At 57.2% G+C, this 14,050-nt stretch carries 12 protein-coding genes; 4 read left to right on the top strand and 8 right to left on the bottom strand.

Annotated features, from left to right (window positions below; translation table 11 throughout):
* Position 1: 1 nt before the first annotated feature.
* Positions 2–910 (bottom strand): sulfate adenylyltransferase subunit CysD, encoded by a 909-nt coding sequence (gene cysD, locus ACOQH0_RS18045; RefSeq protein ID WP_010434549.1) that lies wholly within the window; start codon positions 908–910, stop codon positions 2–4.
* A gap of 9 nt (positions 911–919) precedes the next feature.
* A complete protein-coding gene (gene cysG / locus ACOQH0_RS18050; RefSeq protein WP_421510934.1) occupies positions 920–2,278 on the bottom strand; it encodes a siroheme synthase CysG in 1,359 nt (452 codons plus the stop codon).
* A 236-nt stretch (positions 2,279–2,514) separates the two neighbouring features.
* On the opposite strand from cysG, the gene ACOQH0_RS18055 reads away from it, so the two are divergent.
* A complete protein-coding gene (locus ACOQH0_RS18055) occupies positions 2,515–3,558 on the top strand; it encodes an aminopeptidase (RefSeq protein ID WP_010434555.1) in 1,044 nt (347 codons plus the stop codon).
* Between the two features lie 139 nt (positions 3,559–3,697).
* A complete protein-coding gene (locus tag ACOQH0_RS18060) occupies positions 3,698–4,840 on the top strand; it encodes an IS481 family transposase (protein WP_421510610.1) in 1,143 nt (380 codons plus the stop codon).
* A gap of 80 nt (positions 4,841–4,920) precedes the next feature.
* Here ACOQH0_RS18060 and cysH read toward each other — a convergent pair whose 3' ends face one another.
* The 3 genes from cysH to cysJ are packed head-to-tail and all read right to left on the bottom strand — an operon-like array spanning position 4,921 to position 9,188.
* Positions 4,921–5,655, bottom strand: coding sequence for a phosphoadenosine phosphosulfate reductase (cysH, locus tag ACOQH0_RS18065; RefSeq protein WP_010434558.1), 735 nt, complete (start codon positions 5,653–5,655; stop codon positions 4,921–4,923).
* Between the two features lie 15 nt (positions 5,656–5,670).
* Complete coding sequence (cysI, locus tag ACOQH0_RS18070; RefSeq protein WP_089601195.1) at positions 5,671–7,383, bottom strand: assimilatory sulfite reductase (NADPH) hemoprotein subunit; 1,713 nt, start codon at positions 7,381–7,383, stop codon at positions 5,671–5,673.
* Positions 7,383–9,188: an NADPH-dependent assimilatory sulfite reductase flavoprotein subunit gene (gene cysJ, locus ACOQH0_RS18075; protein ID WP_421510935.1), complete on the bottom strand. Its 1,806-nt coding sequence runs from the start codon at positions 9,186–9,188 to the stop codon at positions 7,383–7,385. Before cysJ ends, cysI begins: the two co-directional genes overlap by 1 nt.
* Positions 9,189–9,494: 306 nt before the next feature.
* On the opposite strand from cysJ, the gene queD reads away from it, so the two are divergent.
* Positions 9,495–9,857 carry a 6-carboxytetrahydropterin synthase QueD gene (queD, locus tag ACOQH0_RS18080; protein WP_010434567.1) on the top strand — a complete coding sequence of 121 codons (363 nt, stop codon included), beginning with the start codon at positions 9,495–9,497 and terminating at the stop codon, positions 9,855–9,857.
* Positions 9,858–9,944: 87 nt separating this feature from the next.
* Here the strand turns inward: queD and queE are convergent, their stop codons facing one another.
* Genes queE through ACOQH0_RS18095 form a run of 3 tightly spaced genes read right to left on the bottom strand, consistent with a single transcriptional unit; the run spans position 9,945 to position 12,937 of the window.
* Positions 9,945–10,616, bottom strand: coding sequence for a 7-carboxy-7-deazaguanine synthase QueE (gene queE / locus ACOQH0_RS18085; RefSeq protein ID WP_421510936.1), 672 nt, complete (start codon positions 10,614–10,616; stop codon positions 9,945–9,947).
* A gap of 54 nt (positions 10,617–10,670) precedes the next feature.
* Positions 10,671–11,378: an N-acetylmannosamine-6-phosphate 2-epimerase gene (locus tag ACOQH0_RS18090; RefSeq protein WP_089601192.1), complete on the bottom strand. Its 708-nt coding sequence runs from the start codon at positions 11,376–11,378 to the stop codon at positions 10,671–10,673.
* A complete protein-coding gene (locus ACOQH0_RS18095) occupies positions 11,378–12,937 on the bottom strand; it encodes a PTS transporter subunit EIIC (RefSeq protein WP_421510937.1) in 1,560 nt (519 codons plus the stop codon). The genes ACOQH0_RS18090 and ACOQH0_RS18095 overlap by 1 nt, the downstream gene beginning before the upstream one ends.
* A 166-nt stretch (positions 12,938–13,103) precedes the next feature.
* Between ACOQH0_RS18095 and ACOQH0_RS18100 the strand changes: the two genes are divergently transcribed.
* Positions 13,104–13,928: a MurR/RpiR family transcriptional regulator gene (locus ACOQH0_RS18100; protein WP_421510938.1), complete on the top strand. Its 825-nt coding sequence runs from the start codon at positions 13,104–13,106 to the stop codon at positions 13,926–13,928.
* Positions 13,929–14,050: the final 122 nt, after the last annotated feature.

Below are 14,050 nucleotides of genomic sequence, written 5' to 3' on the forward strand. Positions count from 1 at the left end.
CTTAGAAATAACCCTGACGTTTCTTCAGCTCCATGGAGCCTGCCTGGTCGCGGTCAATCACGCGCCCCTGTCGCTCGCTGGTGGTGGACACCAGCATCTCTTCGATGATCTCCGGCAGCGTCTGCGCGCTGGATTCCACCGCGCCGGTCAGCGGCCAGCAGCCGAGGGTACGGAAACGCACCATCTGTTGTTTGATTACCTCGCCCGGCTGCAGGTCGATGCGATCGTCGTCGATCATCATCAGCATGCCGTCGCGCTCCAGCACCGGGCGCTCAGCGGCCAGATACAGCGGAACGATTTCGATGTTTTCCAGGTAGATGTACTGCCAGATATCCAGCTCGGTCCAGTTGGAGAGCGGGAAGACGCGAATACTTTCGCCTTTGTTGATCTGACCGTTATAGTTGTGCCACAGCTCCGGGCGCTGGTTTTTTGGGTCCCAGCGGTGGAAGCGGTCGCGGAAGGAGTAGATACGCTCTTTGGCGCGGGACTTCTCCTCGTCGCGGCGCGCGCCGCCGAAGGCCGCGTCAAAACCGTATTTGTTCAGCGCCTGCTTCAGCCCTTCGGTTTTCATGATGTCGGTATGTTTGGCGCTACCGTGCACGAACGGGTTAATGCCCATCGCCACCCCTTCCGGGTTTTTATGCACCAGCAGCTCGCAGCCGTAGGCTTTCGCGGTACGGTCGCGGAACTCGTACATTTCGCGGAATTTCCAGCCGGTATCCACGTGCAGCAGCGGGAACGGCAGCGTACCCGGATAAAACGCTTTACGCGCCAGATGCAGCATGACGCTGGAATCTTTACCGATGGAGTACATCATCACCGGGTTAGAAAACTCGGCGGCCACTTCGCGGATAATATGGATACTCTCCGCTTCAAGCTGCCGCAGGTGTGTAAGACGTTTTTGGTCCATAACCGTTCCTTAAGCCAAATTTACGACAGAAGAACCAAAGCCTTCTGTATCGGTTGTGTTCTGAAACCAGGCTAGCGTGCTGTGCAACTGCACCACTTCCCCCACCACGATCAGGGCGGGCATCGGGGCGTCTTTCGCCAGGGTTGCAAGATGTTCCAGGGTGCCCGTCGCAACGTGCTGATCGACGCGCGTGCCGCGAGAAATCACGGCAACGGGCGTCGTCGCCTCGCGACCGTGCTGAATAAGTTGTTCGCTGATGTCTGCCGCTTTCATCGTGCCCATGTAGATCGCCAGCGTCTGGCGGCTCTGGGCGAGTTGCGACCAGTCAAACGGCGTGCTGTCGGCCTTGTAGTGTCCGGTCACAAAGGTCACGCTCTGGGCGTAATCGCGATGGGTTAGCGGGATACCGGCGTAGGCCGTCACCGCAGAGGCCGCCGTGATGCCGGGTACCACCTGGAACGGTACGCCCGCTTCGGCTGCCGCCTGCAGCTCTTCGCCGCCGCGACCGAAAATAAACGGATCGCCCCCTTTAAGGCGCACCACGGTTTTACCCGCTTTGGCGGCGTCAACCAGCATCTGGTTAGTGTCGTGCTGCGGCACCGAGTGCTCGCCAGCCCGTTTGCCGACGCAGATTTGCTCCGCGTCGCGACGGATCAGCTCGCGCACGCCGTCGGTGACCAGATGGTCGTAGAACACCACGTCCGCGTCCTGCAGCACCTGCAGGCCACGCAGCGTCAGCAGACCGGCATCACCCGGCCCAGCCCCCACAAGAATGATCTCCCCGCTCGTGCTGCCGGGGTTATCCAGTTCGTCCTCGAGGATTTTCTGCGCCGCCGTCTCATTACCGGTATGCATCAGGCTGGCAAAGCGGCCGCGAAACACGCGCTCCCAGAAGCGACGACGTTCCGCCACGCTGGTCAGGCGGGTTTTCAGGTGGTTACGCCAGAAGCTGGCTTTTTCCGCCATGCGTCCGAGGCTGGTCGGCAGCAGCGCTTCGATTTTTTCCCGCAACACGCGCGCCAGCACCGGCGCGGTGCCGCCGGAGGAGATCGCCACCAGCAGCGGCGAGCGGTCAACAATCGACGGGAAGATAAACGAGCACAAAGGCTGGTCGTCCACCACGTTCACCAGGCGGTAACGGGCTTGCGCCGCGTCAGAAATTCGACGATTGAGTTCACGATTTTCGGTGGCCGCAATCACCAGCACCACGCTGTCGATTTGCGACTCCTCGAAATCCGCCTCTTCGACTACCCGTACCTGCGCGCCTGCCCGTTGCAGGAACGCGATTTTGCGATCGGCAATGTCACCCGTACCAACAACCAGCACCGGTCTCTCTTTAATTGCGGCAAATAAGGGCAGATAGTCCACAGGCAACAACTCACTAACAACAGGAATAGTGGGACTATAGGGGGCGACTTAGACCGAATGAAATTACGAATTGGAATGAGTAGTTACTCAATGGAATAACGCCCTGGAAAAGCAAATATCAAAAAGTGCTTAACACGCGAAATTTCGGGCATTTAAGAGCAATTCAAATTGTGTATGCACGATCACAGTTTCATACTAAGCGGGTTAAAAATTTGCTCTGTTTTTAAGGACTCACTATGTTTTCCGCAACGCGCCACCGTATTGCTGCCCTGGCGCTCGGCGTTTGCTTCATCCTTCCGGTTCAGGCAAAAAACCAACCTTATGGTGAAATCGCCAATATGCAGGCGCGGCATATTGCCACGGTCTTCCCTGGACGCATGACCGGCACACCGGCCGAGATGCTCTCCGCAGACTATATTCGTCAGCAGTTTGCCGATATGGGCTACCAGAGCGATATCCGCTCGTTTCACAGCCGCTACATCTATACCTCACGTAATAAAACAAAAAACTGGCACAACGTGACGGGCAGTACGGTCATTGCCGCACACGAAGGGAAAGCGGCTGAGCAGATCATCATCATGGCGCATCTCGATACCTTCGCCCCGATGAGCGACGCCGACACCGACAATAACCTCGGCGGTTTGACGTTGCAGGGGTTGGACGACAACGCGGCGGGTCTGGGCGTCATGCTTGAACTGGCCGAGCGAATGAAAAATATCCCAACGAAATACGGGATTCGCTTTATTGCCACCAGCGGAGAAGAAGAAGGAAAGCTTGGCGCTGAGAATCTCCTTAAACGCATGAGCAATGAGGAGAAAAAAAATACGCTGCTGGTGATCAATCTCGATAATTTGATCGTCGGCGATAAGCTCTATTTTAATAGTGGGCAGAGCACCCCCAGCAGCGTGCGTAAATTAACGCGCGACCGGGCATTAGCCATCGCTCGTAGCCACGGTGTGTATGCCACCACCAATCCCGGCGGCAACCCGGATTATCCGAAAGGAACGGGCTGTTGTAACGACGGCGAAGTGTTTGATAAAGCGGGCATTCCGGTGTTGTACGTTGAGGCGACGAACTGGGGTCTGGGCAAGAAAGATGGGTATCAACAGCGGGCGAAAACGAAAGCGTTCCCGGAGGGGACAAGCTGGCATAACGTGATGCTGGACAATCAGCAGCACATTGACCGCGCGCTGCCTCAGCGAATTGAGCACCGCAGCCGTGATGTGGTGAAGGTGATGCTGCCGCTGGTGAAGGAGCTGGCGAAAGCCGGGAAAGCCTGAGGTTTTTAAGTATATCGAGGCCTGATGCCCTCACCCCACCCCTCTCCCACTGTACGGTCCGGGGACATAGTGAACACTTGTTCGGGGACATGGTAGACACTTACAACTAAGGCATAAGAACCCGTTTATGGAGTCGCTTATGCCCTGGGATGCGAGAGATACCATGTCATTACGTACCGAGTTTGTTTTGTTCGCCTCGCAGGACGGGGCGAACATCCGTTCCCTCTGCCGTCGCTTCGGCATTTCACCGGCCACCGGCTACAAGTGGCTTCGCCGCTGGGCGGAGGAAGGGGCTGCCGGCCTTCAGGACCGCCCGCGCATACCGCACCATTCCCCGAACCGCTCATCTGACGACATCACTGCCCTGCTGCGTATGGCCCATGACCGCCATCAACGCTGGGGCGCACGCAAGATAAAGCGCTGGCTCGAAGACCAGGGGCACACCATGCCCGCCTTCAGCACCGTCCATAACCTGATGGCCCGTCACGGCCTGCTGCCGGGCACTTCACCGGGCATTCCCGCCACGGGACGCTTCGAACACGACGCGCCGAACCGCCTCTGGCAGATGGACTTTAAGGGCCACTTTCCCTTTGGCGGTGGCCGCTGCCATCCGCTCACCCTCCTGGACGACCATTCCCGTTTTTCCCTGTGCCTGGCGCACTGTACCGATGAACGGCGCGAGACCGTGCAGCAGCAACTGGTCAGCGTGTTTGAACGTTACGGCCTGCCGGACCGGATGACGATGGACAACGGCTCACCGTGGGGAGACACCACCGGCACCTGGACGGCGCTGGAGCTGTGGCTGATGCGCCACGGTATCCGGGTGGGGCATTCCCGGCCTTATCATCCGCAGACGCAGGGCAAGCTGGAGCGTTTTCACCGCAGCCTGAAGGCGGAAGTGCTGCAGGGCAAGTGGTTCGCGAGCGAGGGTGAACTGCAGCGCGCCTTCGACCACTGGCGGACGGTGTACAACCTTGAACGCCCGCATGAGGCGCTGGATATGGCGGTACCGGGCTCGCGGTATAAGCCGTCTGCACGACAATACAGCGGCAACACCACGCCCCCGGAATACGACGAGGGCGTGATGGTCAGGAAAGTGGATATCAGCGGAAAGCTGAGCGTGAAAGGGGTAAGTCTGAGCGCAGGCAAGGCGTTCAGGGGAGAACGGGTCGGGCTGAAGGAGACGCAGGAAGACGGCAGCTACGAGGTGTGGTGGTACAGCACGAAAGTGGGGGTGATCGACCTGAAGAAAAAGTCGATCACCATGGGTAAAGGATGTTAAAAAGTGTTCACCATGTCCCCGAACACCTGTCTACCATGTCCCCGGACCGTACACCCACAGGGAGAGGGAGGAAATGGGATTTACCCTTCGTGCAGCCCGCACTCGCGCTTCAGCCCAAAGAATCGCGTCTCTTCTTCCGCCATTCCTGGTTCCCATTTACGCGTGGTGTGGGTATCCCCCACCGACAAATAGCCCTGGTCCCACAGCGGATGGTACTTCAGCCCGTGTTTTTGCAGGTACTGGTACACGGTGCGGTTATCCCAGTCGATGATCGGCAGCACTTTGAACACGCCGCGTTGAACCGCCAGCACCGGTAGCGTAGCGCGGCTTCCCGACTGCTCGCGGCGCAGACCCGCAAACCAGGTCTGAGCCTTCAGCTCTTTCAGCGCGCGGTTCATCGGCTCGACTTTGTTGATCTCATTGTATTTCTCAATGCCCTCAACGCCCTGCTCCCACAGCTTGCCGTAGCGTGCCTCCTGCCAGGCCGCACTTTCCGTCGCGCGGTAGACTTTCAGGTTCAGCTTGAGCTTGTCCGTGAGCTCATCGATAAACTGGTAGGTTTCCGGGAACAGGTAGCCGGTATCGGTGAGGATCACCGGAATGTCCGGGCTGATCTGATTCACCAGATGCAGGCTGACCGCCGCCTGAATACCAAAGCTCGACGACAGCACATAGTCTCCCGGCAGGTTTTCCAGCGCCCACGCCACGCGCCCTTCGGCGTCCAGCTTTTCCAGTTGAGCGTTGGTTTCTGCCAGCGCCAGAATGCGTTCGACTTTTGGCAGGTCATTAAGGGCGTTTAGATCGAGTACGGACATAATTACCTCTCGTGGTTACTCCCAGAAATCCCGTGCGGGATCGAGCACCGGGCGAATGATGCCCGCACGCACCGTAAAGTCGCCGAAGCCTTCACCCGCTTCGCGCTCTTTCGCCCAGCGCCCGACAAGCTCGTCAATGGAATCGAGAATTTCCGGTTCCGTAATATTTTCACGGTACATACGCGGAATGCGCGTCCCCATACGATTGCCGCCAAGGTGCACGTTGTAACGACCCGGCGCTTTGCCAACCAGTCCCAGCTCGGCCAGCATTGCACGACCGCAGCCGTTCGGGCAGCCGGTGACGCGCATCACGATATGCTCGTCCGGAATACCGTGTTTTTCCAGAATCGCTTCTACCTTGTCAGTAAATGATGGCAGGAAACGTTCCGCTTCGGCCATCGCCAGCGGGCAGGTCGGGAACGACACGCAGGCCATCGAGTTTTCACGCTGCGGTTTAACCGCATTCATCAACCCATGATCGCGCGCCAGCTTCTCGATTTTAGCCTTCTGGCTCTCCGGCACGCCGGCAATGATGAGATTCTGGTTGGCGGTAATGCGGAACTCACCTTTATGGATCTTAGCAATTTCCAGCAGACCGGTTTTCAACGGGCGGCCCGGATAATCCAGAATACGACCGTTTTCAATAAACAGCGTCAGGTGCCATTTATTGTCGATACCTTTCACCCAGCCAATGCGATCGCCGCGACCGGTGAATTCGTAAGGGCGGATCGGCTCAAACTTGATGCCTGCGCGACGCTCCACTTCCTCTTTGAACGTCTCTACGCCCACGCGCTCCAGGGTGTATTTGGTTTTCGCGTTTTTACGGTCGGTACGGTTACCCCAGTCGCGCTGAGTAGTCACTACCGCTTCCGCCACGGCCAGCGTGTGCTCCAGCGGCAGGAAGCCGAACTCGCTCGCGGTGCGGGCATAGGTTTTCTTGTTACCGTGCTCAATGGACAGGCCGCCGCCCACCAGCAGGTTAAAGCCAATCAGCTTGCCGTTTTCGGCAATTGCCACGAAGTTCATGTCGTTGGCGTGCAGGTCGATATCGTTCTGCGGCGGGATCACGACAGTAGTTTTAAACTTACGCGGCAGATAGGTCTGGCCAAGGATCGGTTCTTCGTCCGTGGTCGCGACTTTTTCCTGATCGAGCCAAATCTCTGCGTAGGCGCGCGTGCGCGGCAGCAGGTGCTCAGAGATCTTCTTCGCCCACTCATACGCTTCGGCGTGCAGCTCGGACTCATACGGGTTCGAGGTGCAAAGCACGTTACGGTTCATGTCGTTGGCGGTTGCCAGCGCGTCCAGCCCGACCGAGTGTAGCATCTGGTGCACCGGCTTTACGTTCTTCTTCAGAATGCCGTGGAACTGGAAGGTCTGACGGTTGGTCAGGCGGATGCTGCCGTAAATCGTGTTTTCACCCGCGAACTTGTCGATGGCCTGCCACTGTTTGGTGGTGATCACCCCGCCCGGCAAACGGCAGCGCAGCAGCATCGCGTGACGCGGCTCCAGCTTCTGTTCAGCACGCTCGGCGCGGATGTCGCGGTCGTCCTGCTGATACATACCGTGGAAGCGGATCAGCAGGAAGTTGTCGCCTTTGAAACCGCCGGTCAGACCGTCATTCAAATCTTCGGCAATGGTACCGCGCAGGTAGTTGCTCTCTACCTTCATGCGCTCGGCATCAGTCAGTTTGCCTTCGACCACCAGTGGGCCGGGATGTTTTTCGCTCATTAGTAGACATCTCGCTGATAACGGCGCTCTACGCGCAGCTCACTTAAAAATTCATCCGCCGTTTCGGCATCCATACCGCCGAATTCGGCAATCACTTCCAGCAGTGCCTGCTCAACGTCCTTCGCCATGCGATTGGCGTCGCCGCAGACATAAATGTGGGCACCGTCATTGATCCAGCGCCACAGCTCTGCGCCCTGTTCGCGCAGTTTGTCTTGTACGTATACTTTTTCTTTCTGGTCGCGGGACCAGGCCAGATCGATGCGGGTTAGTACGCCTTCTTTAACATAGCGCTGCCATTCAACCTGGTAGAGGAAATCTTCGGTAAAGTGCGGGTTGCCGAAGAATAGCCAGTTTTTACCCGGCGCTTCATCTGCCGCGCGCTGCTGCATAAAGGCGCGGAACGGCGCAATGCCGGTGCCCGGGCCAATCATGATGACCGGCGTTTCCGGGTTCGCAGGCAGGCGGAAGTTGTCATTGTGCTCAATGAAGACGCGCACTTCGCCCTCTTCTTCCACGCGGTCCGCCAGGAAACTTGATGCCCCACCCGCGCGGGCGCGGCCTTCGATGTCGTAGCGCACCACGCCGACGGTAACATGCACTTCGCTCTCCACTTCGGCCTGCGAAGAGGCGATGGAGTACAGGCGCGGGGTCAGCGGACGCAGCAGGCCGATCAGCGCATCGGCATCCAGCTGAGCCGGAGAGAAACGCACCATATCGACAATTGGCGTCGTCGCGGCGTAATGCTGCAGTTTCGCTTTGTCGCCCACCAGCGGCAGCAAGGATTCGCTGCGCGTTAAAGTGGCATAATTTTCGACGATATTCGGGGTGTTCACCGTCAGCTCGAAATGCCACTGCAGGGCGTCTGAAAGCGGCTGGGTTTTACCGTCAACGGTGACGGGCTCGTCACCCTTCAGCCACAGCAGCTCAACCAGCTCTTTCACCAGCGCCGGATCGTTCTGATACCAGACGCCCAGCGCATCGCCCGGCTGATAGCGCAGGCCAGAATCGCCGAGATCGATCTCGATATGGCGCACGTCTTTTTCCGAGTCGCGGCCGGTAATTTTCTGGTTCACCGACAGGCTTGCCGTCAGCGGTGCCTCTTTGGTGTACGGGCTGGTGTGAATGTCGTTGACGGCCCCCGTCGCGGTGAAAGCGGCCTGCGCCGACGTCTCTTTCGGCACGCGGGCTTTCAGCACCTCAACAATGCGGGCACGCCATTCCGCGGCGGCGTTCTGGTACTCGACATCCGCGTCAACGCGGTCCAGCAGGCGCTCCGCGCCCAGCTCCGCCAGCTTGCTGTCGAAGTCTTTACCGGACTGGCAGAAGAATTCATAGGAAGTATCGCCAAGGCCGAACACGGCAAAAGCCGTGCCATCCAGCTTCGGCGCTTTTTTCGAGAACAGGAACTTGTGCAGCGCCACCGCTTCTTCAGCGGGTTCACCTTCGCCCTGCGTTGAGGCCACAACCACCAGCAGTTTTTCTGACGCGATTTGTTTAAATTTATAATCCCCGGCGTTGACCAGGTTCACGTTCAGTTTAGCGGCAAGCAGGTCATCACGCAGCGCTTCGGCCACGCGGCGGGCGTTACCCGTTTGCGAGGCGGAAATGAGCGTAATGGCAGGAATTTCAACGGCCGTTGCCGGCGCACCCGCCACAGCGCCAGGCTGCTGATTGAGCATTCCCCAGAAATAACCGGAGACCCAGGCAAGCTGAGTGGGAGAAAAATCAGAGGTGGCAGCCTGAAGGCGCGCCAGTTGCTCCGGGTTCAGGGGAAGCAAATTTGAAGGTGGGGCCTGTGTTGTCATGCGTCGTTATGTTCCAGTAGCCAAGCGGACTTTAAGCGAATAAATCCAAACTGAAGATAAGGTTAACGGCGAGGATAATAACAATTAAAGAAGGGATGGAAATAATAAATAACCAAATGGACTAACCTGTTTTACTTATCGTTCTTAACAGTAAAAGCGATTAATTAACCTATTGAAATGTAATACGAAAATCAACAAAAAAAGGGCATGTCGCGGTTCAGTACCTATTGAGCCGTTTTAGTTAATGCTAAAAATTGTGCTTTCCGGTACTATGCGGCGGTTTTTTCCGCATTACTGAGAGCGATCATGTCCACCACACTGTTTAAAGATTTCACCTTCGAAGCCGCCCACCACCTTCCGCATGTCCCTGAAGGGCATAAATGTGGCCGCCTGCACGGGCACTCGTTTATGGTGCGTCTTGAGATCACCGGTGAAGTCGATCCGCATACCGGTTGGATCATGGATTTTGCCGAGCTGAAGGCCGCGTTTAAGCCGACCTACGATCGTCTGGATCACTACTATCTGAATGATATTCCTGGTCTTGAAAACCCGACCAGCGAAGTGCTGGCAAAATGGATTTGGGATCAGATGAAGCCGCTGGTGCCACTGCTGAGCGCGGTGATGATCAAAGAGACCTGCACGGCAGGCTGCGTGTATCGCGGGGAGTGATGCTTGCCGGGTGGCGCTAACGCTTGCCCGGCCTACAAGAGCCTCGAACCGTAGGCCCGGTTAGCGCTAGCGCAACCGGGCTTTTTTTTATGCAATATTCAGGTACTTGTGCGTCTGCATCGACAGGCGCCAGTTACGCGCAATACAGGTTTCAATGCACAGGCGCGTCGCGTCGTCTTTCTGGCTGATCGGCTGTAGCGCAATGACGCGCTGCTTTTCATCCGCAAACGTTGCCAGCAGTTCATCCAGCGCTTCGATATCACGCACGCGTCCGACAGGGTGCTTGATCTCATCAGCACGCTCAAGTGCCTGAGAGAGAACGTCATACCCGCCGCGCATATTCACTTTTGGCGATACCGTCACCCAGGTCGTATGTGAGCAGCGCACTTCATGGGTGCCGCTGGTTTCAATCTGGCAGCTGTAGCCGTTCTTTTCGAGCAGCTCGGTCAGCGGCGTCAGATCGTGGATGCAGGGTTCACCGCCGGTGATCACCACGTGGCGCGCCGTCCAGCCCTGACGACCAATAATGGCCAGCAGATCTTCTGGACTGCCCGCGCCCCATTTATCGCTCTCTTTGGTTTTCGCCAGTATGCTAAACAGCGACACTTCCCGATCTGCGAGCTTATCCCACGTATGTTTGGTATCACACCAGGCACAGCCAACCGGGCATCCCTGTAAACGAATGAAAATAGCGGGAACGCCGGTAAAGTAACCCTCGCCTTGCAGGGTCTGGAACATCTCGTTAATCGGGTACTGCATAGTCATCTCAGTAAAGGGGATAAACGATAAGTATCGCAGATCCCCGCCGGATGGTCATGCTCCATCGGTGCTTTGCGCGCCAATCGCCGCCATAAAACGCTCGGTAATTTGCTGTGGACGGGTGATCGCGCCGCCGACGACGACCGTATGCGCGCCCAGCGCCAGACACCTCGCCGCACGCTCGGGGGTATCCACGTTGCCTTCGGCAACCACGGGAACCGTCACGGCAGCCAGCACGGCCTTCAGGAACGCGCAGTCATTCTCAGGAAGCGAATGCCCCGCCGTTTCCGCCGTATAGCCATAAAGCGTGGTGCCGACGCAGTCAAAGCCAAGCGCCTGCGCCGTCACGGCCTCGCCCACGGTGGCGATATCCGCCATCAGCAGTACCGCGGGATACCGTGAGCGGATGCGCGTGACCAGCGTTTCCAGGGATTCCCCACCGGGACGCTCCCGCGCCGTTGCATCAAGCGCTATGATTTCCGGCGAGACGCTCATCAGCTCATCCACCTCTTTCATCGTGGCGGTGATAAACACCTCGCTTTCCGGGTAATCCCGTTTGATGATGCCGATAACAGGCAAAGATACCTGCTGCTTAATGGCCTCAATATCTACCACGCTATTGGCACGAATGGCGGCGGCCCCGCCCTGCGCCGCCGCCAGCGCCATCCGCGACATAATAAACGGGCTATGCAGCGGTTCATTCTCAAGCGCCTGACAGGAGACGACCAGTTTTCCCTTCAGGTTATCCAGTACAGTTTTCATTACGATAAGATCTCTTCCACTTCGTTTTTGATAATCGTGACGTGCGGGCCATAAATGACCTGAACACCGTTACCGCGCACGATAACGCCGCGCGCACCGGTGGCTTTCAGCGCTGCGTCATTCACTTTGCTACCGTCCTTCACCGTGACGCGAAGACGCGTAGCGCAGCAGTCCACCTCTTCCAGATTCTCTTTTCCGCCTAATCCGGCGATCACCGCCGCCGCGCGTTCGCTTTGCGGGAGGGTCACCTCGTCAGCCACCGCCTCCTTTTCACGGCCCGGCGTGGCGAAATCGAAGCGGTTAATCAGGTAACGGAAGGTGAAGTAGTAAAGGAAGAACCACGGCACACCGACCAGCGGAACGAACATCCAGTTAGTTTTGGCCTCCCCCTGCAAAATGCCGAACAGCACGAAGTCGATAAACCCGCCGGAGAAGGTTTGCCCGATGGTGATATGCAGCATGTGTGCGAGCATGAACGCCAGCCCGTCAAACAGCGCATGAATGACGTAGAGTACCGGCGCAATAAACAGGAAGGAGAACTCGATGGGCTCGGTAATCCCGGTCAGGAACGAGGTTAACGCCGCAGAGAGCAGCAGCCCGGCAACGCGCTTTTTGTTCTCCGGTTTTGCCGTGTGGTACATCGCCAGACACGCCCCGAGCAGGCCAAACATCATCGTAATAAAGCGCCCGGACATGAAACGTGACGTGCCTTCGTAAAACTGACGCGTGGCAGGATCGGCCAGCTGGGCGAAGAAGATCCGCTGTGTGCCCTCAACCAGGTGACCGTTGACAATCTCACTGCCGCCGAGCGCGGTGGTCCAGAACGGCAGATAGAAAATGTGGTGCAAACCAAACGGACCCAGCATGCGTAGAATAAAGCCGTACAGCAGGGTACCCAGATAGCCGGTGGCATCCACCAGCCCGCCGAGACCAAAAATCAGTTTCTGGAAATGCGGCCAGACCACGGTCATTGCGGCCCCGACGAGTATCGCCGCCAGGGAGCTGATAATGGGGACAAAGCGCGAGCCGCCAAAGAACCCGAGGAACTGCGGAAGCGCAATTTTATTAAACCGATGATGGAGCGTGCAGGTCACCAGACCAATCACCACGCCGCCAAACACGCCGGTTTCCAGCGTCTGAATCCCCAGCGTCATGCCCTGCCCCACAGCGCCCGGGTTCTCGTGCGCCAGTTTGCCGGTGAGGATCAGCAGCGCGTTGATGGTGGCATTCATCACCAGAAACGCGAGTAGCGCCGCCAGCCCAGCCGTGCCCTTATCGTTTTTTGCCAACCCGACGGCAACCCCAACCGCAAACAGCACCGAGAGGTTCGCAAACACAATTGAACCGGCGCTGCTCATGATAGTGAAAATGGCCTGAAGCCAGCCCACATCTAAAAACGGATAAGCCGCCAGCGTATTGGGATTCGATAACGCACCGCCTATCCCCAGCAGCAGACCCGCCGCGGGCAACACGGCGATGGGCAACATAAAGGACTTACCAAAGCGCTGCGCTTTTTCAAACCATCCTCCCGAAGAAGCGCCACTGAACATTTGCATCATTTTTTTCATCTCCCCATTAAACGATGAAAATTTTTACCATATAAATATCATGTAGTGAAAATTATCATCAAAAAGCAGGAAGCCGATCATACTTTTTCAAAATGACTGGCATCTTTCCCCTCCTTTCCGCCACACTAGTCGCAGCGAAACACATTAAGGACGTGGCATGTCGGACCATGAAAATCTGCTGCTGAAGCTCCGCCAGGAGGCTTCCGGGTATAGCCCAACGCAACAAAAACTCGGCGAGTTTGTCCTCAGCGATCCTGCCCGGGTGCTCTACCTGACGATCACTGAACTGGCGCGCGAGAGCCACACCAGCGAGGCCAGCGTCACGCGCCTTTGCCGGACGCTGGGCTGCAAGGGCTATAACGAATTTAAAATGGCGCTTGCGCTGGATATACAGCAGGGCCAGCCCGTGCGTCAGGCGGGGGATGAGATTGATAACGTCGTGGATGAGTCGGTGCAGGCTTTGCAGGATACCGCCAGACTCCTCGACCGCACGCTGCTTGAAAAGGCGGCGCTGGCACTGCATCAGGCCCAATCCGTGCAGATTTATGGCGTCGCGGCCAGCGCGATCCTCGGGGAGTATCTGCATTACAAGCTGTTGCGGCTGGGCAAACCTGCACAGCTGTTTAGCGATATGCACCGCGCGGCCATGAATGCGACAACGCTTTCGAAAGAGACGCTGGTTGTGGCCATCTCCAGTTCGGGTTCAACGCGGGATTTACTCCACGTGGTGAAACTTGCCCGCAAGCGCGGCGTTAAGGTTCTGGCACTCAGCAACACACCCCGCAGCCCGCTGGCGTCTCTGAGCGACATGCAGCTGGTTGCCGCCAAACCAGAGGGTCCCCTTAGCGCAGGCGCACTCAATGCTAAGGTTGGGGTGATGCTGCTGGTCGAGCTGCTGACCACGTCCATGATTGCGCTGGATGGTCATTACGGTGACGTTAGCCAACAAACAGCCAGCGCCACGCTTCCCCTGTTACTCTAAAAAACCCTTCGCAGGCTAAATAAAACAGCCTGCGATTTATGCCGTCTGCTTTTAGTTAAGTGATGTTTAAATCATTTATTTGGTAAATGTTTGGTGTAACAAATTATTATATTTCTTACATT

It is taken from the genome of Enterobacter sp. JS8-1 (assembly GCF_049187015.1).
GTDB classification, from domain to species: Bacteria; Pseudomonadota; Gammaproteobacteria; order Enterobacterales; family Enterobacteriaceae; genus Enterobacter; species Enterobacter mori.

Excerpts from the sequence above, each read along its gene's own strand:
- cysH (WP_010434558.1), bottom strand. The coding sequence starts at position 5,655 with ATGTCCGTACTCGATCTAAACGCCCTTAATGACCTGCCAAAAGTCGAA.
- cysJ (WP_421510935.1), bottom strand. The coding sequence starts at position 9,188 with ATGACAACACAGGCCCCACCTTCAAATTTGCTTCCCCTGAACCCGGAG.
- ACOQH0_RS18090 (WP_089601192.1), bottom strand. The coding sequence starts at position 11,378 with ATGAAAACTGTACTGGATAACCTGAAGGGAAAACTGGTCGTCTCCTGT.
- ACOQH0_RS18095 (WP_421510937.1), bottom strand. The coding sequence starts at position 12,937 with ATGATGCAAATGTTCAGTGGCGCTTCTTCGGGAGGATGGTTTGAAAAA.
- ACOQH0_RS18100 (WP_421510938.1), top strand. The coding sequence starts at position 13,104 with ATGTCGGACCATGAAAATCTGCTGCTGAAGCTCCGCCAGGAGGCTTCC.
- cysI (WP_089601195.1), bottom strand. The coding sequence starts at position 7,383 with ATGAGCGAAAAACATCCCGGCCCACTGGTGGTCGAAGGCAAACTGACT.
- ACOQH0_RS18055 (WP_010434555.1), top strand. The coding sequence starts at position 2,515 with ATGTTTTCCGCAACGCGCCACCGTATTGCTGCCCTGGCGCTCGGCGTT.
- ACOQH0_RS18060 (WP_421510610.1), top strand. The coding sequence starts at position 3,698 with ATGCCCTGGGATGCGAGAGATACCATGTCATTACGTACCGAGTTTGTT.
- queD (WP_010434567.1), top strand. The coding sequence starts at position 9,495 with ATGTCCACCACACTGTTTAAAGATTTCACCTTCGAAGCCGCCCACCAC.
- cysD (WP_010434549.1), bottom strand. The coding sequence starts at position 910 with ATGGACCAAAAACGTCTTACACACCTGCGGCAGCTTGAAGCGGAGAGT.
- queE (WP_421510936.1), bottom strand. The coding sequence starts at position 10,616 with ATGCAGTACCCGATTAACGAGATGTTCCAGACCCTGCAAGGCGAGGGT.